We start from the raw sequence: 22031 nt of genomic DNA on the forward strand, positions 1-22031 counted from the left end.
AGACAACATTCAACATTTGCGACCTAGATGTGTTTTTTTGACATTTTAATCATAATTATATTTACTTCTTATAGTATGTATCACAAAATTTGATTGTACTTTATTTCATTTTTCTTTATACTTAACCATAGCTATCACTGCACCAGTATCATAAAATATTTTATCCATATGGAGGCTATTATTTTGCTAGAATCAGAAAAAACATTACGTTGGTATAACGTTGCTTTAATTGCATTCGTTTCCGTTTGGGGACTTGCAAATGTCTTTAACAACTTTGCTAACCAAGGACTCACTGTTATTACATCTTGGATTTTAATCATGATTTTTTACTTTGTTCCTTATACTTTAATTGTTGGTCAATTAGGCTCAACATTTAAAGATGCCAGCGGTGGTGTGTCTTCATGGGTGAAAGAAACTTCAACCAAGAGACTTGCCTACTATGCAGCTTGGACTTATTGGGTCGTACATATTCCTTACCTAGCACAAAAACCACAAGGTATTTTAATTGCCTTTAGTTGGTTATTCAAAGGTAACGGAAATTTCGTTAATGAAACTTCTGCTATGACCGTTTCACTTATGGGCTTAGTCATTTTCATTTTCTTCTTATGGATTGCCTCAAAGGGACTTGCTACTTTAAGTCGAATTGGTAGTGTTGCCGGAACAGCAATGTTCGTTATGTCATTATTATTCATCTTGTTGGCAGTTTCAGCGCCATTCATGACGCATGCTAAAATTCAAACACCTGATATGGGTGCCATTAAATCATATCTACCTAACTTTAACTTCGCCTACTTCACAACGATTTCAATGTTAGTTTTCGCTGTTGGTGGTGCTGAAAAGATTTCTCCCTATGTTAATAAAACAAAAAACTCAGCTAAAGAATTTCCAAAAGGAATGTTAGCATTGGCCGCAATGGTTGCCATCTGTGCTATTTTAGGTTCGTTCGCTATGGGATTCTTATTTAACGGAACTAACATCCCTGATGATTTAATCACAAATGGTCCTTACGAAGGTTTCTTACGTCTTGGTAGTTTCTATCACGTAGGTAATTTATTCATGATTCTATACGCAATTGCCAATGCGATGGCTCAAATTTCAGCGCTTGCTTTCTCAATTGATGCACCATTAAAAATTCTTTTAGGTGATGCTGATCCAAACTTCATTCCTAAAAGCTTGTCAAAACTTAATAAAAAAGGAACTCCCGTTAATGGTTATGCCATGACTGGTGTTTTAGTTAGTATTTTAATTATCATTCCTGCAATCGGGATTGGTAACATGAACGCATTATACAAATGGTTATTGAACCTAAATGCGGTTGTCATGCCTATGCGTTATCTCTGGGTATTCTTCGCTTACATGCTATTAAACAAACAATTGAAGAATTTCAAAGCCGGTTACAAGTTTGTTAAGAATCCTGTCGTTGGTTACATTGTTGGTGCTTGGTGTTTCTTATTCACTGCATTCGCTTGTATCCTAGGAGTTGTTCCTAAATTAAACTACTCAGATAGCCCTTCTAACTACTTGTTCCAATTAACACTTAATATTGTCACACCACTTGTCTTAGTTGCATTAGGTTTAATCCTCCCTGCAATTGCACGTCGCGGTAACAAAAAAGCCCTATAAAATTAATCTTAACTAAAATCTTATATTCACAAATAAACCTTATGCCTAAAAGCATAAGGTTTATTTAATTTTATGGTTTTTAATTTTCATATTAGGTATACTAGAGCAGTTAAATAAAATTTTGGAAGGAATCTATTTGTATGAATATTATTGTTATGTTAAAAGTTATTATTTTGGGAGTTGTCGAAGGAATTACAGAATGGCTTCCTATTAGTTCAACGGGACATATGATTTTAGTTGACGAATTTTTACAACTAAAAGAAAATGCTGCTTTCATGGAAATGTTCTTCGTTGTTATCCAACTGGGCGCTATCCTAGCAGTTTGTGTGTTGTATTTCCATAAATTAAATCCTTTTTCTCCAAAAAAATCGCAATTAGAAAAAAGAGATACGTGGTCTCTATGGAGTAAAGTCATTGTAGCTGTACTTCCAGCTGCTGTGATTGGGTTAGTTGCTGATGACTGGTTAAATGCGAAATTATATAATTTCCCAGTTGTTGCCTTAATGTTAATTATTTATGGTGTTTTATTCATTATTATTGAAAACAAAAAAGCCGATGCTGTTCCTTCTATTACATCATTCAATCAAGTTACTTACAAAACAGCGTTACTAATCGGTGTTTTCCAAGTTCTTGCTTTAATTCCCGGAACATCACGTTCTGGTGCAACTATTTTAGGTGCCATTTTATTAGGGACTTCTCGATTCATTGCTGCTGAATTTTCATTTTTCTTATCAATTCCAGTTATGTTCGGTGCCAGTCTACTCAAATTAGTTAAATACTTCCATAATGGTTATAGCTTTACCGGTGATCAAACAGCCGTCTTATTACTTGGTTGTGTAGTCGCATTCTTAGTTTCAATTGTTGCAATCAAATTCTTGATGGGTTACATCAAGTCGAAAGATTTCAAACCATTTGGTTGGTACCGTATTATTTTAGGTGCCTTGCTACTCGTTTACTATTTCTTCATTAAATAATTAGACAAAAAAACGCCGATAATATCGGCGTTTTTTTATTTAGTTTTCTTGGCTGGTGCTTTTTTCTTAGTAGTTACTTTCTTTACAGCCGGTTTCTTTTTAGCGGGTACCTTTTTGGCCACGGGCTTTTTCTTGGCTGCCGCCTTTACAGTTGTCGTTTTTTTCTTTGTTGTCGCTTTTTTTGTAGCCGTCGTCTTTTTAACTGCTGGTTTCTTTTTAACAGCTGGTTTTTTCTTAGCTGGAGCTTTCTTTTTCTTTTCAACGACAACTGGTTCTTTTTCTTCAATAATAGGTGGATTTTCAAGGAAAGCTATCTTTTCAGCAATCATAGTTGTGCTTGTCATATTATGATCACTGGGGTTTTCTAAATAATTAGTCACAGATGTAATTTCATCGATTCTTAATTTAGATGCGTTCAGAATTGGTGACTCAACAATCAGATAGACATTAACTTCTGCTTCATCTGTTACTTCATTAAAGAAGCTGGGTAACTTTTTATAATATTTGTATGGTAAATTAAGGATATTTGCTTCAAGTGTAAAAATTGCGGTACCTTCAGGATATTCAATCATCAATTGAACTTCTACAAGCTTACCATCCCGTACATTGTTTTCTAAATCAGCATAACACTTAGCGAATAATTCTGGTACACCAATCGCTTGGACATCTTCTGGTGTGGCAGTATAAAAAATCTTTGTGTACGCCTCTAACTCAATAGCGGACATGAATTGTTCAACGGTCATTTTCATTAGTTATCTATCCTCCGTATTCTCTCTACATAGTCCATAATATCCTAGATGGCAATAATTGCAAAACATAAATAAAAAAAGGATAACTTTTGTTATCCTTTTTCACTAATACTACTTATTTAGTTGGTACATTACTCAAATTCCATTGCACTGAAGCATCATATTCTTCACTTCTAACCTCGCTAGGTTTAACACGCAATAGAATTCCCGTATCTTTTGCCCACGTTTTAGTTATCTGGTTAGGAGATGAGTTCCCACCCGCAATATCTATCGAATGGTCTTTTAAAGGTGTCCCAATATCTGTCGCTTTTTCTTTGTAAATTAATGCATCTTTTAGCACAGTGCCGCTGGCTCCAACAACATCAGTTCCAGTCAGCTTTAAATTCCATGTACCTGGTACCGATGCAACTACCTGTATACTTAATTCTTCTACAGGGCTATAGGTTGTTTCTTCGTTGGGTATTGGAATATCACTTTGTCCAAAATTTAATGCACCCGTTACCGATGCTATTTCTAAAACACCTGGATCATTAACAGTGATAATTTCTTGACCCGTTACTGAATTACCATATTGATCTTCAACACTTACCGTATAAGTATTTTTTCCAACGTTTAACTTATCTGCAGGCAGCACTTCAGCGTAGTCAATGCTACCCAACTTATTGAATAGCATTGATTTATCACTAAAGGCTTTACCATTCAGCATCGTTGTTATCGTAACGTTATCATTTTCCATTAGTGTATCTGTTTTAACGTTACTCGTAACTTTAATCGACTGACCACTATCAATTGTTTTATCAAGCAATCCTGAAAGTGTCATCTTCTGCTTTAATGCCTTAATGGTAAACGTAGCTAGCTGAGATCTTACTATCGTATTTTGACCATTAAATGTACTAATTGGACTTGTTACTTTGGTATCTGTAGCAACAATTTTAGCTGTCCCATTCATACTGATCGTTGCTGTATCATTACTTTTTGATAAGTTTTTATTTAGACTTGATGTAATGACACCATCTTTAGTTGTTGTATCAAATGTTTGCGTTGTTCCATCGGCGTATTTAATGATACCTTCTTTGTCTAACGTCACAGCATTAGGCGTTTTTAACGAAGCAACGATTTTTTTCCAATCTTGCTTTCCATCATTGTATTTCAAAGTTGTTTGAAGATTAAGTTTATCCCCGCTGTTAGCAATTCCTGATGCGGTAATGTCCTTATTGTTCTGGGTAGTATCTGTCACTTTTTGCGTCGCCGTAACAGAAACTAAATCAGATATTTCTTCAAACATCACTAAATTTGTTTCCCAGTTACCGCCTGTTGCGCCCGTAAATCCCCAAGTCACTTGACCATCAGTGCTCGCAAATTTACTTTTATCAATTGGAACTGTCTTTGCAAGACCACCACCTAATACATCACCCGTACCGGGGACTTTATCTCCAATAGTATAGGTCATTGAGCCGGCAGTTGTAGACGTTGATTTATAATCAATTGACACATGCCACCATCTTCCATTAGATAAGTCAGCGACAGCAAGTAGTCCATCATGAGTTAATTTATTATACTTACTTAAAAAACCATTTTGTTCATAAGTAGCCCTTTGATTAGGATAATTGCTTGCCAGATGATTGTCTTGGATAGTGTTTAAATTATCAAATCCGTTACCCTTGCTTGCCTCACTATTTTTATGTGTATCAAATTCTAACGCCCATGAATTTTTAATAGCTGTTCCTGCAACGGTAGATTCTGATCCACCTTTATCAACACCCCAAACACCTAATGATTCGCCTCCACCAGAAATAGCACTGAGACCACGGCTATCATTTTGTAAAACAAAAGCCATCCCATCACCAGAATTAGCACCCTGATTACCGAAATACATCCACATTGACATTTTATTATTTTTATTAAGATTAAATTTATTGTTTGCTGTAGACCAGGCAGATCCCACTTGGTTAGTTGCATCCGTAATTTTTATAATTGATTTATCTGCGTTATCTGCTGTTTCAGAAACAACATTACCACTAGCATCGAATGTTACAATTTTTGCATTATTTTGTGTTCCTGTTGTTCCAGGTGTCAAAAGTCCATTTGATACTAATGCGTCTGGTGCCGATGCCACTGCGTTAGAATAATCATCAGCATTAACACCTGTAGAGCTAAGCCCTAATGTCACTAACACACCTGTAAAAAGTACAGCTTTCAGCCGTAATATTGTCATAATCCTATCTCCCCCCGGACATTTGAATTTAACCGACAATTAAGTTTATTATTAATTATTTGGTACATTCGTTAGCGTCCAATCTAATTCAGAACTATAGGTTTCAGCTACTTTAATTTCACTTGGTTCAACATCCAATACAATTCCAGAATCTGCTGACCAACTTTTTTCAACCGTAGTTGCTTGACCTACTCCTGTAGACACTATTGTACCATACGTTGGAGAAAGCGGTAACGTGTTTTCCTGATTTGAATTACGAAACCCAATAGTTGAATGCTTTAAAGTACTTTTATCACTTGCTGCAGTTAGTGGTCCTGCAGTCACAGACAATGTCCAGTTTTTAGCTGCTGACGTTTCTAACTTAAGCATATAGCTTGAAGCACGGTTTAAAATACTTCTTTTCGCTGGTATTTTATTATTAAAATTAATTGAATCATCTGATGAAATACTCAACAATCCTACGACAACAGAGATTGTTTGGTTATTAGAAATGTTTCCTTCAGAATCAACCGAATAAATAGTTAACTCGTGCGTTCCAATGGCAAACTTAGTTGTATCTAGTGCTACACTATGATCTTGTGTCGAACCTGGTTTAGTATTTGTATATTTTTCTAATTCAACAGGTGTTCCAGTACTTCCTTCTTTATAGTACGTTGTTAACGCTGCACTATTATCAGCTACTTGGAAAATCAATGTATATGGCGCTACAACGGTTCCTTTATTATCATTTAAAGTTAAAACGGGTTTAATATTAATTTTTTGTGTATATTTTTGCGTCGTATTACCATCTGGATCTGTTACTTGAACATTATAAGAATATTCGCCAGTGGTTAGTTTGTCCTTTGGAATCGTTACGTTAAATGTACCATCCGTTGCGACATCACCCTTAATAGGTGTTGTATCCTCATTAAGTGTCACACTGGCCGTTGTTCCTTTAGCAAAAGTTCCACCTAAACTAGATTTTACCGTTCCACTAATCGTCGCATCCGTTCCATAATTAATATCAATATCTTTAAGGCCATCAATCGTTAAGGCTGTTTTTGGTGATGCTTTAATCGTATAGCTAATAGGATTAGAATCAATCATTGCATTGCTTCCGATGAATTGACCTGCTGAAACAGTCACTGGTGTATCCACTTCAACTGGCATTACTTCACCGATAAATGAAATATGTGAACTTTGTCCAGGTGTAGATAATTCAGGTATTTGCGCGCCGGATAACCCAGCAGGGTCACTTCCATAGATATTACTAGGAAATTTTCCTGTACCAAAATCGTTAGGTATTTCATACCCAGTCCATTTTATATTATTAGCCGGGTATTTTAAATATCCACCTATGCCTGTCCACGATTGTTTTCCACTATCGTAAGTTACGGTAGTGTTGAATTTTACTTTATCTCCAGCTTTTACTTCTCCATTAGCCGAGACATCCTTGTTATTTTGTGTAATATCCGTCATAGTTTGTACCGCAGTCGCATTAACAAGACCTGGTACAGTTTCAAACATAACTAAGTTATTTTCAAAAGAGTCACCCGTTGACCCTGTAAATCCCCAACGGATTTTACCCGTTGTAGAATTAAATTTCGATTTATCAATTGGAACACTTGCCGTCTGCCCTGTCTGACTTGTATCTTCAGTAGGATCCAAGTCTTCTGTTCCTGAAATTGGTTTTTTATCATCAATCGTATATGTCATTGACCCAGCACTCGCACTCACTGATTTATAATCAATTGTCACATGATGCCATGCCCGATTTGATAAGAACCCATTATAATTAATAAGGCCTAAATGATTTAGTTTAACTGAAGAAGAGATTGTATGATTATCCGTGTATGTTGCCTCAACAGCTGGATACCCACTACCAATATGGTTAGGTGCTAAACTAGGATCTAAATCAAATCCGTTTCCTGAACTATTACCATTATTCAAATGAGTATCAAATTCTAGCGCCCAACTATTTTGAATAGCGCCTCTAGCAGTATTATTGGGGGATCCCGTACCCACTGAATCGTCTCCCCAAACACCTAACGTTTCACCTGCTTTAGTTGCAATAGCAGCATTTCCTTTTGCATCATTTTGAAAAACAAGTGCCATCCCATCCCCAGCAGTATTCGTTTTGCTACCAAAATAAATCCACATAGAAGCTTTACTACTTGTATTAATATCAAATGAATTTTCGTCTGTTGACCAAATTGCTGCTTTTTGATTCTTAGCATCCGTAATTTTAACCATCGTTTTAGCAGCCAGATTAGTCGAATTAGGATCTTTATTGGTATCGGTTAATTCGACCATACCACTAGTTGCTACTACTCCAGCACCAGTACCCGTCTGGAATAAATTTGTCATTAAAATTGCTCGAGGTGCTGATGCTTTTGCAGAATCATAATCCGCATCTGCCTTGATACTTGTTACATTAACTAAAAAGAATAACCCAAAAGTTAGTAGTGTTAATTTTAATTTATTATTAATTTTCATGTTGGCCCCCACCTATTTTCCCCAAAGTTCATCTATAATAACTAATATGATAGCATGATACAGACAAAAAAAAACATCAAAAATAGAGGGTACCCCCACACTTTTTGATGTTATTTAAAAAATAAATGATTTTATTATTAATCTAAATTATCATTCATAAACTTAACGACTTTTTTAGTATATAATTCTGGATCCTTACTGAACGCTTTTCCGTGACCTGCGCCCTTCACAATCCACAATTCCTTCGTACCTGCTGAGGCTTTGTAGTTGTCATAAACCATTGCGCTAGGAACGAAATCATCCTTGTCGCCATGAATGAATAATGTTGGTAATTTATTTTTCTTTAATTGTTTAACAGAGTCAGCTTCTGCAAAAGAGTAGCCCGCACGTAACTGAGTTACCCAACTAGAAGTTGTTATTAATGGTTCTTTTGGTAAATTGAATTGGAGTTTCAATTGATAAGCTAACAAATCTTCAACATTTGTATAACCACAATCTTCAACAATTGCTTTAACTTGAGTTGGTAACTTTTCACCACTCATCATCATGACAGTAGCACCACCCATGCTAACTCCAAACAAGCCAATCTTTTGATCTGTTCCCTTTTCGGCAATTAATTTTTTGGTCCATTTAATGTAATCTAAGCGATCTTTCCATCCGAAACCAATATAATCGCCCTGACTTTTACCTTGGCCTCGATCATCTGGCGCTAAAACGTTATAGCCATTATCATGAAATAATTTTATATATGAAGCCATACTTTCTTTATTTTCCATGTAACCATGTGCCACAACAACTGTTTTTAAAGATTTAGTTGCCGCCGGTACATAGTCAGCAACTAATTTTAAATTTTCACCTGCTGATGTTTCTGTCCAGTTTTCTTTTTTAGTACTGGCCAACCATTTTTTTGCTTCAATTGTTCGCTTTGGTGTTCCTTTTGATGTTCCCGTTAATGTTTTTTCTGTATTTTGAATGGCATAGTGATAGAGATAGAAACTACCCCCTGTAATTGCAACCGCTAATAACACTAAAATACTGACAATCCAAATTATAATTTTCTTTTTCATTCAAAGAAACTCCTTTATCGTTTATGCCATTAACGTATTATAGCATTGTTTATTTTATAATTCACGTTTTAATTTAAAAAAATAACCACATTAGTTGGATAAACTAGTGTGGTTACTAAATAAATAACGGTTTATTTAATTTCTTTAACTTCTTTTAATACGTTTTGCATTACTTTTGCTTTTGTTTGTGCCTTGAAAATTGTTGTTGCTTGTTCTGCAATCTTAGCTTGATCAGCTTTCGAGATTGATGCATCTTTCATCATAGCATTTGTGACAGCTGCTTTAACAAAAGTAGCACCATCCGCAGCAAGTTTAGCTTTTCCTGCCTTTGTATTCATTTTAGCTGCTTCTACTTTAGCAATTTTAGGCATGGCCTTAGCTTGCTTAACCGTTAATGTTGTCCAACTCTTTTTAACGTAGAATGTATGCGTACGTTTTACTAAAGTTTTATCGTTATTAGCGATACCAAACATTAATCGATACCCATTACCTTTATAAGTCCAACGGGTTTCTTTAGTAACTAATTTGTTACTCTTAGCATTTTCAACAATCTTGCTAGTTGTATCGTCTGTCTTAGTTGCCTTTGTTTTCTTTTGTGATGCCGTATTTTTATAAATAACGACTTTTTCAGATCCATCTGTACCGATAGGCTGATATAGTAACATGTCCATCTCTTTAGAACTAGAAGCTAATTGTTCTGTCTTAGTTGTCGTTACTTTTTCCATTCCATAATGTGCACTGTAGTTAGCAACAATTAAGCCACCTGTAAGAATAATACAAAGTGCAAAAATGCCACCTAAAATGTAGCTCAGTACATTATTACGGATGAGGTTCCACGTAAGGAAGAATAAAATAATTGAAAGAATTAATAATAAAATAATCATTATTTATTACCTCCATTTTTTAAAACTTGTTGTTTTGATTTTAAGAAGAATGAAAATCCGAGCCCAACCACACAGAAAACGACTGCGATGATAAAGGCAGCATGATAACCACTTAATGTCGCATCAATAGCTTTTGTTTTGTAATCTAATGGTGCCGATTTAAGCATTGATTTAGCTGGTAATGCAGCTGTTGTTACATTTGTTAGAACGGAAATCATAACCGCTGTTACGATTGAACTTGCGATTTGACGAGCTGTATTATTAACAGCCGTTCCATGACCCATCAAGTTAGCTGGTAATGCATTCATCCCTGATGTTGTTGTTGGCATCATAACCATTGAAATCCCAAACATACGAACTGCATACATAATTGTGATGTATAAAGTTGGCGTATCTTTTGTTAAGAAAACGAATGGAATTGTACCAAGTGTTAATAAGAACATACCACCAGTTGCCAATTTCTTAGCACCATAAATATCGAATAATCGTCCCGTTATCGGACTCATAATCCCCATCATTAAAGCACCAGCCAATAAGGTTAATCCTGACTCAAATGCGCTATCTCCACGTACAATTTGGAGATACATTGGTAGAATCATTTCAACACCGATCATAGCCATGTTAACAATTGAACTTAAAACGGCTGCAATTGTGTATTCTTGGGAAGCAAAAACACGTAATTCCAAGAAAGGATTTTCCATTGTTAATTGACGCCATATGAATAAACCAATAAAAATAACACCCACAACAAGGAAACTAAGTACTGAGGTACTTCCCCAGCCGTTATCTCCAACTGTTGAGAATCCATAAAGTAAGCCACCAAATCCAATTGTTGATAAAATCAATGATAAGACATCAATTTTAGATTTGTGTGTTTTGATGACCGGTTTCATAAACCAGAAAGAAGCCACAAAAACAATTCCTACTAATGGAATAATCATACCAAAAAGATCACGCCATGAAGCATTATCAATAACCCAACCTGAAAGTGTAGGTCCAATTGCAGGAGCTAGTCCGATAACTAAACCGGCAAGTCCCATTGAAGCACCACGTTTTTCGGGTGGGAAAATTGAAAGCATAATCGTTTGTAATAAAGGCATTGTTACCCCAACACCGACTGCTTGAACTAAGCGAGCTGTTAACAATACCCCAAAATTAGGTGCGATAAATGCTAAAACTGTTCCTAATTCAAAGATACCAATAGCACCTATGTATAACCATTTGGTATTTACACGACTACTTAACCATGCACTAACTGGAATTAAAATCCCGTTGACTAACATAAATCCTGTTGTTAACCATTGAACAGTTGACGTTGTTACGTCAAATTCATCCATTAATGTTGGAAATGCAGTTGCTAAAATTGTTTGATTCAAAACCGTACAAAATGTCCCTACTAATAAAATTGCAATTAGCATGGGGCGATTATATGGTTTACCCTTTGCATCTAATCCATCCATACTTAAAACCTTCTTTTTCTTTAATTTATCTTCGAAGACTAATATAAGACTATCTCGCTTTAATGTCAAGTAAGTTGACAAACGTTTTAATATATATATAATCAGTATAGTAAACATCACAATGAGATTGTTAGATAAATTTTTATTTAGGAGGTATATTCGTTTGGCAGATATGGACGATATTGCAAACATTAAAGATTATGCAAAAAGAATGGCCGTTATTATGAAGAATGATACATTTTCAATCGGAATCGGTGAAATTGCCGAAACAACTGGGCTCACTCAGAGTCAAATTCGTTATTGGGAACAAAAAGGCTTTATTGATTCTATTAATACTAATAAAAATCAGAATAGAAAATATTCTTACCATACCTTATCAATTATTCGATTAATTAAATCTTACTTAGACTCTGGATTTACACTTAAAACAGCTGCCGCTAAAGCAAATGCCCATAAAGAAATGGGTAAAATGGTTCGTCAGATATTTACGGATCGTTTCGTTGGCGTGGAAGAAATCGATGGTTTACCCTGTATTAATCTCGGTTTCTTTGATAAAGAAGAAACTCAAACGTTATACATTGTCATTCATGATGACTCAACTGAAATAAAAGTTGTTCCGGTAAAATAAAGAAGCTTTCAATACTTGTTTGTAGACAAGTATTGAAAGCTTCTTTATTATCATATCTATTTTAGACCCATAATCCCCCATGCAATCATGCCAATGAGTGCAAAAATAATCCAGTAATAGCGAGCTAGGAATTCCCACCCATTATTAATCGGTTTATATTGCCACTCACGCCATCTATGATTTTCGTGCCAATCTTTATCTGATTCATCTTCTTCTATAAATCGTTTAATTCTAGTTTTAAACTCTGACGTTTTTTTCACTGGCATCGCCACCAAAAAGTAATATTTCTACAGGGACGTCTAAAATTTTGGCTACCGATTCAATTTTTCCCAAATCAGGTTCAGCTTCTCCTGTTTCCCATTTTGATACAGCTTGTCTTGATACAAACAATTGATTTGCCAATTCTTCTTGTGACATTTTTTTCTCTTTACGTATTTTAACGAGTTGTTCCGCAAATATAATTTTCATCCCTATAACCTTCTTTCCTCTATTTAACATCTCAAATATTAGCATACAGCAAGGGGTGCAACAGGCAACCGCTAGTTGAAAGGGCCGCAACTAAAAATAGCATGCGGCAAATTAAATTTGCAACACACTATTTGTCTAGATTTAGTTTTGTTTTTTAATCAACTAACCGCTCAGGCATCATATCTTTTAAAAATTCAACAGCACCATCGCTAACCATTAATTTTTCCCGATCATTTTTAGCTAAGGTTCTTTTTATAGTTTCTTCTTGTCCATTCAATAACTTTGATGTCCACTTAGGATCAATTAAGAGTGAACGACCAACGGCTACTAAATCAGCGTTAGCCAAAACACCATTAACATCTTCCCGAGTCCGAACATCTCCTACCCCGATTAATGGAACACGACCATTTATCTTTTCTTGGACATAATCCATTCTTGATTTTTCATTGAAATTTATATTTCTCGAAACACTATTATACTTACCTAATGAGATATGTAGATAATCTAATTTTTTATCAGCAAGTTTATCAATCAAAATCATTGAATCTTCCATACTAATACCTGGCTTTTCATATTCTTCAGGCGAAAAGCGGTAACCAACAATAAAATCTTTTACACCTGATTGATCAACACTCTCAATAACACCATCAACTACATCATTAATGAATTTAAATCGCTTATCAAGCGTGCCACCCCAAGCATCATGACGTCTATTTGAGTGTGGTGAAAAAAATTGTTGTAGTAAATACGTATTCGCACCATGCAGTTCAACGCCATCAAATCCCGCTTTAATTGCTCGTTTTGTTGCTGATTTAAAGGATTCAATCAACTCTAAAATTTCAGTTTCTGACAATGCTTTAGGAATTTCTGCGTCTGGTCTTTCTGCCGCAACAGCACTGGCTGAAACTGGTAATTGTCCTCTAAGTACCGTTGAATTTGTCATACGACCCGCATGGAAAATTTGTAAAATAGCTTTAGTCCCATTCTTTTTGATTGCCGATGCCAATCTCGTTAGCCCGGGAATAAACTTATCATCATAGATGGCAAGTGAGCCTTCCCAACCTTTTCCATTTGCTTGGACACTGGTAGCTGCCGTAATAACAGCCCCAACTTCGCCTGAATGTAGTGCATAATAATCTGATTCATCATGTGTAACAACTTCATCATAGTAGCTCATCTTAACGGTCATTGGCGCCATTAAGATTCTATTTTTCAATTCCAATCCCCGCCTGAATCTAAAGGTATCCGTCATCTTTTTTGTCATCGTTATTCTCCCATTCAGTCGTTAGTTTTATTTAAATTAGTCATACCATACTACTCAAAATTATGTTGCTAGATTAAATGATGCGCTCATTGTCTCACTTACAAAGAAATCTCTCAATGATGATAAATCTTAATTTTTTCTATTATTCAAACTCAATTATTATGATTCCTTCATCAGATAGGTATAATAAAATTAAAATACATGCTATTTAAGGAGCAAACCATTATGAAATTCAGACAATTAATTTATACAGTAACTCTTACAACATTAGCTGTCTTGAGTCTAGGATCTGTTGCCTCTGCTGCAACTAATGATTCAAGCTCAGCTTCATCAACATCGGGCACAACAACTGACTGGTCAAATCCAGTTGTCACATTAGGAACAAGTTTAACAGATTCACAAAAATCAGGAACACTTTCAACTTTAACAGCTAGCTTAAACGGTAGTTCTTCATATTCGACATTACCCGTAAATGGCGCAACTTTAGTTAAATATCTCAATAGTTCTGGTGGCTCATTTACATCAACTTCAGGTGTCTGGTCATCTGCTATGGTTCAAAAAACGAGCAGTGGTTCTGGTATCAACGTTGAAATTTTAGACTACAATGGTAAAAATAACATCACCACAATTACAGAAAACCAATATAAAAACGCCGCATTAACAGCTGGTGTAACTGATGCCAATATCTATGTCACTTCTGCTACACCAATAGATGGATCAGGTGCTTTAGCTGGTGTTTATGCAGCCTTCGCTACAAACGGGGACGCTCTAAATACAAAACAAGTCACTGCCGCACAAAATGAAATGTCGACTTTAAGTGACATTACACAAGCCAATAAAAGCAAAGATGGGTATACTGATTCACAATTGAATAACGCTGTAGCCGGTGCTAAAAATGATATGGCTAAAGAAGGTAGTTCTATTACAAATAATCAAATTACTACTATTGTAAATAACCAAATCACAAATAATAACTTAACAAATGTCATTACTGATAATCAAAAACAAGATATTATTGCCGTGTTAATCAAGATTCGTGATTCAGGTGCTTTAGATTCATCAAATTTCAAATCACAAGCAAGTAAAGTTGCAACAAATATTCAAGATGGTGCTAAAGATATTTTCAGCAAATTAGACACAGCTGAAAATCGAAACTTCCTACAAAAAATTTGGGACGCAATTGTTTCATTTTTTAACGCTATCTGGTCAGCTATTAGTTCTTGGATTTCATAAATAAAACTAACCATATAGGTTTTAAGAAGAACTTACAGTTTTAGACTAAAAATCTTACTGTAGGTTTTTTTAGTTAACTAATCAAACGGAGGCATGATACTATCACGAAGAAAAAAATATTAAGTGTCATTTTCATCCTATTAATAGTAAGTGCCGCATGTACCTTTTACGCATTTAAAATAGAGCCTTACCGCGTTGTCGTTAAAAATATTGCTTTAAATAAGGCAGATACTACTAAAAAGAAACTTAAAATTGTGCAAATTAGTGATGTCGAAATAGCAGATGATTATACACCTGAAAATTTCGGAAAAATTGTTAATAAAATCAATCAAGAAAAACCAGATTTGGTCTTATTTACAGGTGATTTATTCAGCAATTACAATCAATACCATCCCGTAACAGCTATTGTTCAAAAACTAAGTGAAATTAAATCAACCTATGGAAAATACGCAGTATATGGAAATAAAGATTACGGTGGCGGTGCAGCCAGAGTTTACACTACTGTAATGAATCAAGGTGGTTTTACTGTCCTTAAAAATAGTTCAACGACTATCAATGTAGGTGGAAATTCATCCATTTGGTTGGGTGGTGTAGATGACTCTCAATTAGGTATCCCCGATGTCCAAACGACAGTAGCTCCTGATAAATCCAATTCAACGTACCATATTTTAATGGCTCATGAACCTAGTTTGTCAAATGGTTCATTTAATACCGTCGATTTAATTTTAAGTGGTCACACACATGGTGGCCAAATTCGTATTCCTTTCACTAATAAAGGATTATTATCTGATCATGACGGAGATGGTGGCTACTCTAGTGGCCTTTATACACTAAAGAACAATACAAAATTATATGTTAATAGTGGTATTGGAACATCTCGAATCTCAGCTCGATTCCTAGTACCTCCACAGATTGCAGTATTTGACTTGTATCTTTAGTAATAGTCATTTTAAGCTACTCATAATTATTGGACAAAAAAAGTGTATCGTCAAAAATTAATTGACGATACACTTTTTTTAAACATTTTTACGTTTGAAAACAAAATAACCTAAAAATAAAAATAGTGCCGTATAAGCTAGATTACCTATAATCAATTCGTTATTCGTTAATTGAGTTAGTTTTTCAAACTCCTGTCCGTCTGCCCACTGATTACTTAAATTCATCATATTAAGTGGATTCCATTTAATCCAATCCCATTTAGCAATAGCTAACATTTGGATTCCTGATAAAATAGATGTTAAGAAATAAAAAACAATACCAGCTGCAATCGAAGCACCTGAACTACTAAAGATACTAGCCAATAATAATACCAAACTTAAAATCAACCAGGTACTAATAAAATTCCCCACTAACGTTGTTATTAAAGACATAACAATCGTTTGGTTATCTATTTTATCTGACAAGGATACCATTGGTAAAAGCACTAATTTAGCTATAATTGAAGCCACGAATATTAAAACATTCAAATAAATCGAATAGATTAATATTGTAAGCCATTTACTAGCTAAAACAGCTCCACGTGAATATTTCCGATAAAGCAAATCCTTAATTGTACCAAACTGTGTTTCCATAGCAATAATAACACTTGCTGACGCAATTAAAATGAAAATAATTAATTGAATAGATCCAAATCCACTTTGTACCATGCTTGCTGGATCGAAAATCGAACTATATATTTTTGTTAAAAGTGCTACCCCAAAAATAAAAACAAGTAATATCGCTGATATAATCGCTGTAGATTTCTTTTTACCTAACTTAAATAATTCTTGTTTAACTAAAGTTAACATTAAGCCTTACCTCCGTCATTACTATCTAATAAATTCAATAGTGATTCTTCCATATCATGTTCTTGATGACGTACATCATTTATTTGAATTTTATTATCGTAGAGCACTTGGATAATATTTGCTAAAGTATCTTGTTCGTCTACCTTTACTTTAACTGTTTGATCAACTGCCAATTCATAATTAGCGGCCTTTAAAAGAACTTTAGCTTGCTCGTTTGACGTCGTCTCTAGTAAAACATATCGCTTACTACTATCACTTAATTCAGTAGTAGACATTGCTTTCATTATTTTACCTTCATTTAAAATAATAAAGTGATCAACAATTTTCTCTAATTCACCTAAAATATGACTTGAAATCAAGAACGCTGTCCCGCGTTTAGATAACTTTAAAACAAGTTCGCGGACATCACGTGTTGCTTGAGGATCTAATCCGTTCATAGGTTCATCTAAAATAATTAATCTTGGTCTATTTAATAAAGCTAATGCAATTCCTAATTTTTGCTTCATTCCTAATGAATATGATTTAGCTTTACGATTAATGTAATCTGTCATATGCAAATCAGCAACAATTTCATCTAATTCTTCTTTGGTATTGATTTCAGAGAATAATTTTAAATGATCATAGCCACTTAAAAATGGATAGATACCAGGATATTCAATTAAGGCACCAACTTCTTCTAACCCTTGATGGCTAGTTGTTGATACAATTTTACCGTCAATTGTTATTTCTCCAGTTTGGTAATTTGATAATCCAAGAATTGATTTCATGATGGTTGTTTTACCAGCGCCATTAGCACCAACAAGCCCAACAATCTCACCTTCTGCGATTGTAAAATTAATACCTTTGAGGACTACCTTTTTACCGAAACTTTTAGTTAAATTGTTTATTGTTAACATTTCTTTCAAATTGAATCCCTCCCAATAATTGCTTTTACATTCCTATAAACAGTAGTTTAGCACAATTCCCTTTTATTACATACTAACAAGTCTGTAAGGTCAAAATGGCTACCTATTCTTAGAGAAATAGGTAGCCATTTTACTTTTATTTTTTATTTTTCGAAAAAATACGTTGCAATTTTTGACTAATATTTTGTGGACGATAAATAACAATATAAGCAACAATGACTGTAATACAGCCGCTTATCAAGCCATATCCTATTTTTTCCCCAATTGTATCATAATTAACTACAGCCATTAAAATAGCTATATAAGCCGTTGTAAAAATGAGTAGTGGTAGTTTTAAATAATCGAATTGTAAATAAGGACTATCCTGTTCTAATGATAATTTGTTGAAATAATGAACTGCCATCACTATCATCAATAACCCAGCAATCAAGTATATAAATCCTAGTACAAGATAATAAGTATTAGACATGTCTTGCGTTTGATCAAAAATGAATCCTTCAAAGTAAGCAAACCATATCAAGGCCGAGCCAGTGAATCCCAACGCAGTGACGACAGATGCTACAACCCGACGAACTAAAACACCTACCACAAGGCCAACACTGTATAGCGCAATCAATTGACTACTATCTAAGAATAAATGTATCATTCTATCTGATATAAAATTTGGATTACTTACTGAGATAGCTACATCAGCAACAAATGTTGTTATAATTGAACCTACAATAAAAGTAAGTAAGGCAGGTAGTAACATTAGACCAATTTTTTTTAAGAAAATGCGTTTTCTAGAAAATGAGCTTGAAAATATAAATTCATTAAATTTAGTTTGCATATCATACATATTAGTAAATATCCCTAATAAGATAGCACCCAGACTAAAAATAACTAGTGCTGTTTTTGCATTTTGAAATGTACCATCATGAATACTTACATCTTTTATTTTAATATTATTTTTTTCATATGTTGCTCTGCTAACTGAACCTATTTTACGATGATCCGCTTTTGCCGAATCTTTTTCACTTTGAACAAACTCTGTATAAGTAAGATTGGCCGCGTCTATTCCCGTAGTGTCAACCGAATTATGTAGTGTAAACCCCATAACAACCACAATAAGTGCAACAAGTGATAAAACAATCCACTTATATCTCTGCCAAATAATCTGATTCAATCTTCTATTAACTGTCACTACTTCCCACCTCCGGTATTTTCTTTAGCCGAAAGACTTGCTCGGAATAAATCTTCCAACGTTAACGGTAATTCTTCGAATAATGCCGGATCTTCAGCTTCAATTTGAGCTTCAATTTCATCTGAATAGTGTTCAAATAAAACAGTGACGACACGACCTTGAATACTCATTGCTCGGCTATTTTCTTTAATGAAAGCTGGAATTTCTTTTGATTTAAACACCAATTGAACTTTTCGTGATTCTGAACGCGTGTCTTCCAAACGATAATCACTCACAATATGTCCATCTTTTAAAACCATTGCGCGATCGATTAATCGATCTAATTCTTCTAAATTATGTGAAGAAATAAGTACACTTCGCTGGTCTTCAGCAACGGCATCAATAATAATTTGGAAAACTTGTTTACGGACAATTACATCTAACCCGTCCAGTGGTTCATCTAAAATAACATATGGTGCACCAGTGGAAAAGGCCAAAATAATATTAAATAATCCTTGCATCCCTTTAGAAAATTGACGATATTTTGTTTGTTTAGGTAGGTTGTATTCTGTGACCCAATTATCATATTTTTGACGATCAAACGTTTGATAAGCGAGTTCATAGAATTCGACAATCTTATCTATTGTGTAGCTGTCTAAAAAATTATTCTGTGTATCTAAATAAAAGAGTTTTTCCTTCAATGATGAATCTTCTTTCATCCATTGATCATCAATTAAAATATCACCTTGATCTGGTATGTATTGGCCTGAAATTGATCTGAATAAGGTTGTTTTACCAACTCCATTACGACCAATTAGACCCACTATTTCCCCTGGGACTAAAGACATATTAATATCATTAAGTATCTCTTTGTCACTAATTTTCTCTGATAAACCTTTAATTTCAAATCCCATTCTTAGTCCTCCTTTTCAAAATACGACTTAACCCAACCCTGAATCTCATCTTCTTGGACACCGAGATAGGTCACTTCTTTAATCGTATCTAACAATGCCTCACGATTTTTTTGGATTTGTCGTTCATCGCGATTGCTCTCATTATTGGCTTTGACATATGTCCCTCGACCTTTAACTGTCACGATTACATCCTGTGATTCTAAAACTTTATACGCTTTACTAACCGTATTTGGATTCATTTCATGAATTTTAGCCATTTCTCTAACTGACGGCAACTTGTCTTCTGTCTGCAAAATTCCTTTAAAAATATCTTCTTTTATACCTGATATCAATTGTTCATAAAACGGTTTACTACTCGTCTTATTAATTTGCAATTATCTCACCTCATCCATGTGTACTATAATACATAGTACACATATTAAATACAACCCTTTTAGACATAAAAAAAGAGATAATAACAAATTGTTATTATCTCTTTCAATTACATTTATTAAACTGTAGCGTTCACAAAGGCTTGGAATAAACCTTCTGGACGTTGTGGTCTTGATAAAAATTCTGGATGGTATTGAGCTGCCACAAAGAATTTATTTTCAGGAATTTCAACAACTTCAACTAAACGATTATCTGGAGATGTTCCAGCAAAAACCAATCCTTTATCAGCAAGTTGTTCACGGTATTCGTTATTAAATTCATAACGATGACGGTGACGTTCTTGGATAACTTCTTGATTATCATAAGCTGCAGCTGCTACCGTTCCTGGTTTTAATTTACATGGATATAAACCAAGACGTTGTGTTCCACCCATATCTTCAACATCTTCTTGATCTGTCATCAAGTCGATAATGTTATGTGGTGTTTCTGGAACAGCTTCAGTTGAATGTGCGCCTTGGAGCCCAACAACGTTACGTGCAAATTCAATACATGCCATTTGCATACCAAGACAAACACCTAAGAATGGAACATTATTTTCACGCGCATATTGAATTGAAAGAATCATCCCTTCAAGTCCACGATTACCGAATCCTCCTGGAACGATGATTCCATCAGCATCTTGCAACGTTTCAACAATATTACTTTCATCTAATTTTTCTGCATCAACCATTGTGATTTTAACATCAGCATCAACAGTGTATCCAGCATGTTTCAATGCTTCGGCAACAGAAATATAAGCATCTGGCAATTTAACATATTTACCAACCAACGCAATATTGATTGTTTTCTTCAAATTTAAAACTTGTGTTTCAAGTTTTTGCCATTCAGTCATATCTGCTTCTGGTGTTGTTAATTTCAAATGATCAACAACGATTTGGTCCATTTTTTGTTTTTGTAACGCTAAAGGAATCGTATATAATGTATCAACATCCATTGATTCAATAACGGCTTCTGGTTCAACATCACAGAAATTAGCTAATTTATTACGCATATCTTGCGAGATATGTTCTTCAGTCCGAACAACCAACATATCTGGTTGAATACCCAATCCGCGTAATTCTTTAACACTATGTTGTGTAGGTTTCGTTTTCATTTCACCTGCAGCTTTTAGGTAAGGAATCAATGTTGTATGAATATAAATAACATTATCTGAACCGACATCAGCTTTCATTTGACGTAATGCTTCAAGGAAAGGCAATGATTCAATATCACCAACAGTTCCACCTATTTCAGTAATTACAACATCAGAATCCGTTGTTGTTCCAGCACGCATAATTTTTTCTTTAATTGTATTTGTAATATGTGGTATAACTTGAACTGTGGCACCCAAATAATCACCACGACGTTCTTTTTGTAAAACTTCTGAATAAATTTTACCAGTCGTTACGTTTGAATATTGATTTAAGTTAATATCAATAAAACGTTCATAATGACCAAGATCTAAATCAGTCTCTGTACCATCATCAGTTACGAAAACTTCCCCATGTTGATAGGGACTCATTGTTCCTGGATCCACATTGATATAAGGATCAAACTTTTGAATAGTAACTTTCAAGCCTCTATTCTTTAATAAACGGCCAAGAGATGCTGCAACAATCCCTTTACCAATTGACGAAACAACGCCACCTGTAACAAATATATATTTGGTCATTATAAATCTCCTTTGGGTTAATTTTTGTGGGGATTCTGTGTTTGTGGCCTGATAGTTATTGTTCATTATGTCTATAAAAAACAACAAGCCCCCTAAGCCGAGTAGAATAATCTAATCAGTGTAGGGAGCTTGTATCAACC

At 34.6% G+C, this 22031-nt stretch carries 20 protein-coding genes; 5 read left to right on the top strand and 15 right to left on the bottom strand.

The features are described from left to right. Positions 1–183 precede the first annotated feature (183 nt). Entirely contained in the window at positions 184–1623 is a 1440-nt protein-coding gene (locus AC1RPT_RS06225) for an amino acid permease (RefSeq protein ID WP_481761757.1), read from the top strand. Positions 1624–1763: 140 nt separating this feature from the next. Then, positions 1764–2597: an undecaprenyl-diphosphate phosphatase gene (locus AC1RPT_RS06230; protein WP_481761758.1), complete on the top strand. Its 834-nt coding sequence runs from the start codon at positions 1764–1766 to the stop codon at positions 2595–2597. Positions 2598–2632: 35 nt separating this feature from the next. On the opposite strand, the gene AC1RPT_RS06235 is transcribed toward AC1RPT_RS06230, so the two are convergent. From AC1RPT_RS06235 to AC1RPT_RS06260, 6 genes are all read right to left on the bottom strand, one after another. Continuing rightward, a complete protein-coding gene (locus AC1RPT_RS06235) occupies positions 2633–3346 on the bottom strand; it encodes a hypothetical protein (RefSeq protein ID WP_481761759.1) in 714 nt (237 codons plus the stop codon). A gap of 115 nt (positions 3347–3461) precedes the next feature. Beyond that, entirely contained in the window at positions 3462–5561 is a 2100-nt protein-coding gene (locus AC1RPT_RS06240; RefSeq protein WP_481761760.1) for an L-type lectin-domain containing protein, read from the bottom strand. A 51-nt stretch (positions 5562–5612) separates the two neighbouring features. Then, the gene (locus tag AC1RPT_RS06245) at positions 5613–8036 is read right to left on the bottom strand and encodes a hypothetical protein (protein WP_481761761.1); all 2424 of its coding nucleotides are present in this window, start codon (positions 8034–8036) and stop codon (positions 5613–5615) included. 137 nt (positions 8037–8173) lie between these two features. Continuing rightward, positions 8174–9103, bottom strand: a complete 930-nt coding sequence (locus tag AC1RPT_RS06250; RefSeq protein ID WP_481761762.1) for an alpha/beta hydrolase — start codon at positions 9101–9103, stop codon at positions 8174–8176. Positions 9104–9234: 131 nt separating this feature from the next. Continuing rightward, positions 9235–9987: a DUF4811 domain-containing protein gene (locus tag AC1RPT_RS06255; RefSeq protein WP_481761763.1), complete on the bottom strand. Its 753-nt coding sequence runs from the start codon at positions 9985–9987 to the stop codon at positions 9235–9237. Continuing rightward, positions 9987–11447 carry an MDR family MFS transporter gene (locus AC1RPT_RS06260; RefSeq protein ID WP_481761764.1) on the bottom strand — a complete coding sequence of 487 codons (1461 nt, stop codon included), beginning with the start codon at positions 11445–11447 and terminating at the stop codon, positions 9987–9989. The genes AC1RPT_RS06255 and AC1RPT_RS06260 overlap by 1 nt, the downstream gene beginning before the upstream one ends. 172 nt (positions 11448–11619) lie before the next feature. Between AC1RPT_RS06260 and AC1RPT_RS06265 the strand changes: the two genes are divergently transcribed. Further along, entirely contained in the window at positions 11620–12075 is a 456-nt protein-coding gene (locus tag AC1RPT_RS06265) for a MerR family transcriptional regulator (RefSeq protein WP_481761805.1), read from the top strand. 56 nt (positions 12076–12131) lie between these two features. Here AC1RPT_RS06265 and AC1RPT_RS06270 read toward each other — a convergent pair whose 3' ends face one another. From AC1RPT_RS06270 to AC1RPT_RS06280, 3 genes are all read right to left on the bottom strand, one after another. Further along, positions 12132–12335, bottom strand: coding sequence for a hypothetical protein (locus tag AC1RPT_RS06270; RefSeq protein WP_481761765.1), 204 nt, complete (start codon positions 12333–12335; stop codon positions 12132–12134). Continuing rightward, a complete protein-coding gene (locus AC1RPT_RS06275; protein WP_481761766.1) occupies positions 12313–12543 on the bottom strand; it encodes a helix-turn-helix domain-containing protein in 231 nt (76 codons plus the stop codon). The genes AC1RPT_RS06270 and AC1RPT_RS06275 overlap by 23 nt, the downstream gene beginning before the upstream one ends. Before the next feature lie 154 nt (positions 12544–12697). After that, positions 12698–13807 carry an NADH-dependent flavin oxidoreductase gene (locus AC1RPT_RS06280; protein ID WP_481761767.1) on the bottom strand — a complete coding sequence of 370 codons (1110 nt, stop codon included), beginning with the start codon at positions 13805–13807 and terminating at the stop codon, positions 12698–12700. Positions 13808–14032: 225 nt separating this feature from the next. Here AC1RPT_RS06280 and AC1RPT_RS06285 point away from each other — a divergent pair, with 225 nt between their 5' ends. Continuing rightward, the gene (locus AC1RPT_RS06285) at positions 14033–15040 is read left to right on the top strand and encodes a DUF1002 domain-containing protein (RefSeq protein ID WP_481761768.1); all 1008 of its coding nucleotides are present in this window, start codon (positions 14033–14035) and stop codon (positions 15038–15040) included. Positions 15041–15294: 254 nt separating this feature from the next. Next, positions 15295–15978: a metallophosphoesterase gene (locus tag AC1RPT_RS06290; protein ID WP_481761769.1), complete on the top strand. Its 684-nt coding sequence runs from the start codon at positions 15295–15297 to the stop codon at positions 15976–15978. Positions 15979–16056: 78 nt separating this feature from the next. Here the strand turns inward: AC1RPT_RS06290 and AC1RPT_RS06295 are convergent, their stop codons facing one another. From AC1RPT_RS06295 to AC1RPT_RS06320, 6 genes are all read right to left on the bottom strand, one after another. After that, entirely contained in the window at positions 16057–16827 is a 771-nt protein-coding gene (locus AC1RPT_RS06295) for an ABC transporter permease (protein ID WP_481761770.1), read from the bottom strand. After that, on the bottom strand, positions 16827–17723 hold the full coding sequence (locus AC1RPT_RS06300) for an ABC transporter ATP-binding protein (RefSeq protein ID WP_481761806.1): 897 nt from the start codon (positions 17721–17723) through the stop codon (positions 16827–16829). Before AC1RPT_RS06300 ends, AC1RPT_RS06295 begins: the two co-directional genes overlap by 1 nt. Before the next feature lie 145 nt (positions 17724–17868). Then, positions 17869–18915: a hypothetical protein gene (locus tag AC1RPT_RS06305; RefSeq protein WP_481761771.1), complete on the bottom strand. Its 1047-nt coding sequence runs from the start codon at positions 18913–18915 to the stop codon at positions 17869–17871. Next, positions 18915–19808: an ATP-binding cassette domain-containing protein gene (locus AC1RPT_RS06310; protein ID WP_481761772.1), complete on the bottom strand. Its 894-nt coding sequence runs from the start codon at positions 19806–19808 to the stop codon at positions 18915–18917. Before AC1RPT_RS06310 ends, AC1RPT_RS06305 begins: the two co-directional genes overlap by 1 nt. Before the next feature lie 2 nt (positions 19809–19810). After that, entirely contained in the window at positions 19811–20182 is a 372-nt protein-coding gene (locus tag AC1RPT_RS06315) for a GntR family transcriptional regulator (protein WP_481761773.1), read from the bottom strand. 116 nt (positions 20183–20298) lie between these two features. Next, a complete protein-coding gene (locus tag AC1RPT_RS06320) occupies positions 20299–21891 on the bottom strand; it encodes a CTP synthase (RefSeq protein ID WP_481761774.1) in 1593 nt (530 codons plus the stop codon). Positions 21892–22031 lie beyond the last annotated feature (140 nt).

It is taken from the genome of Dellaglioa sp. CoH-56-MRSF-11, assembly GCF_056782135.1.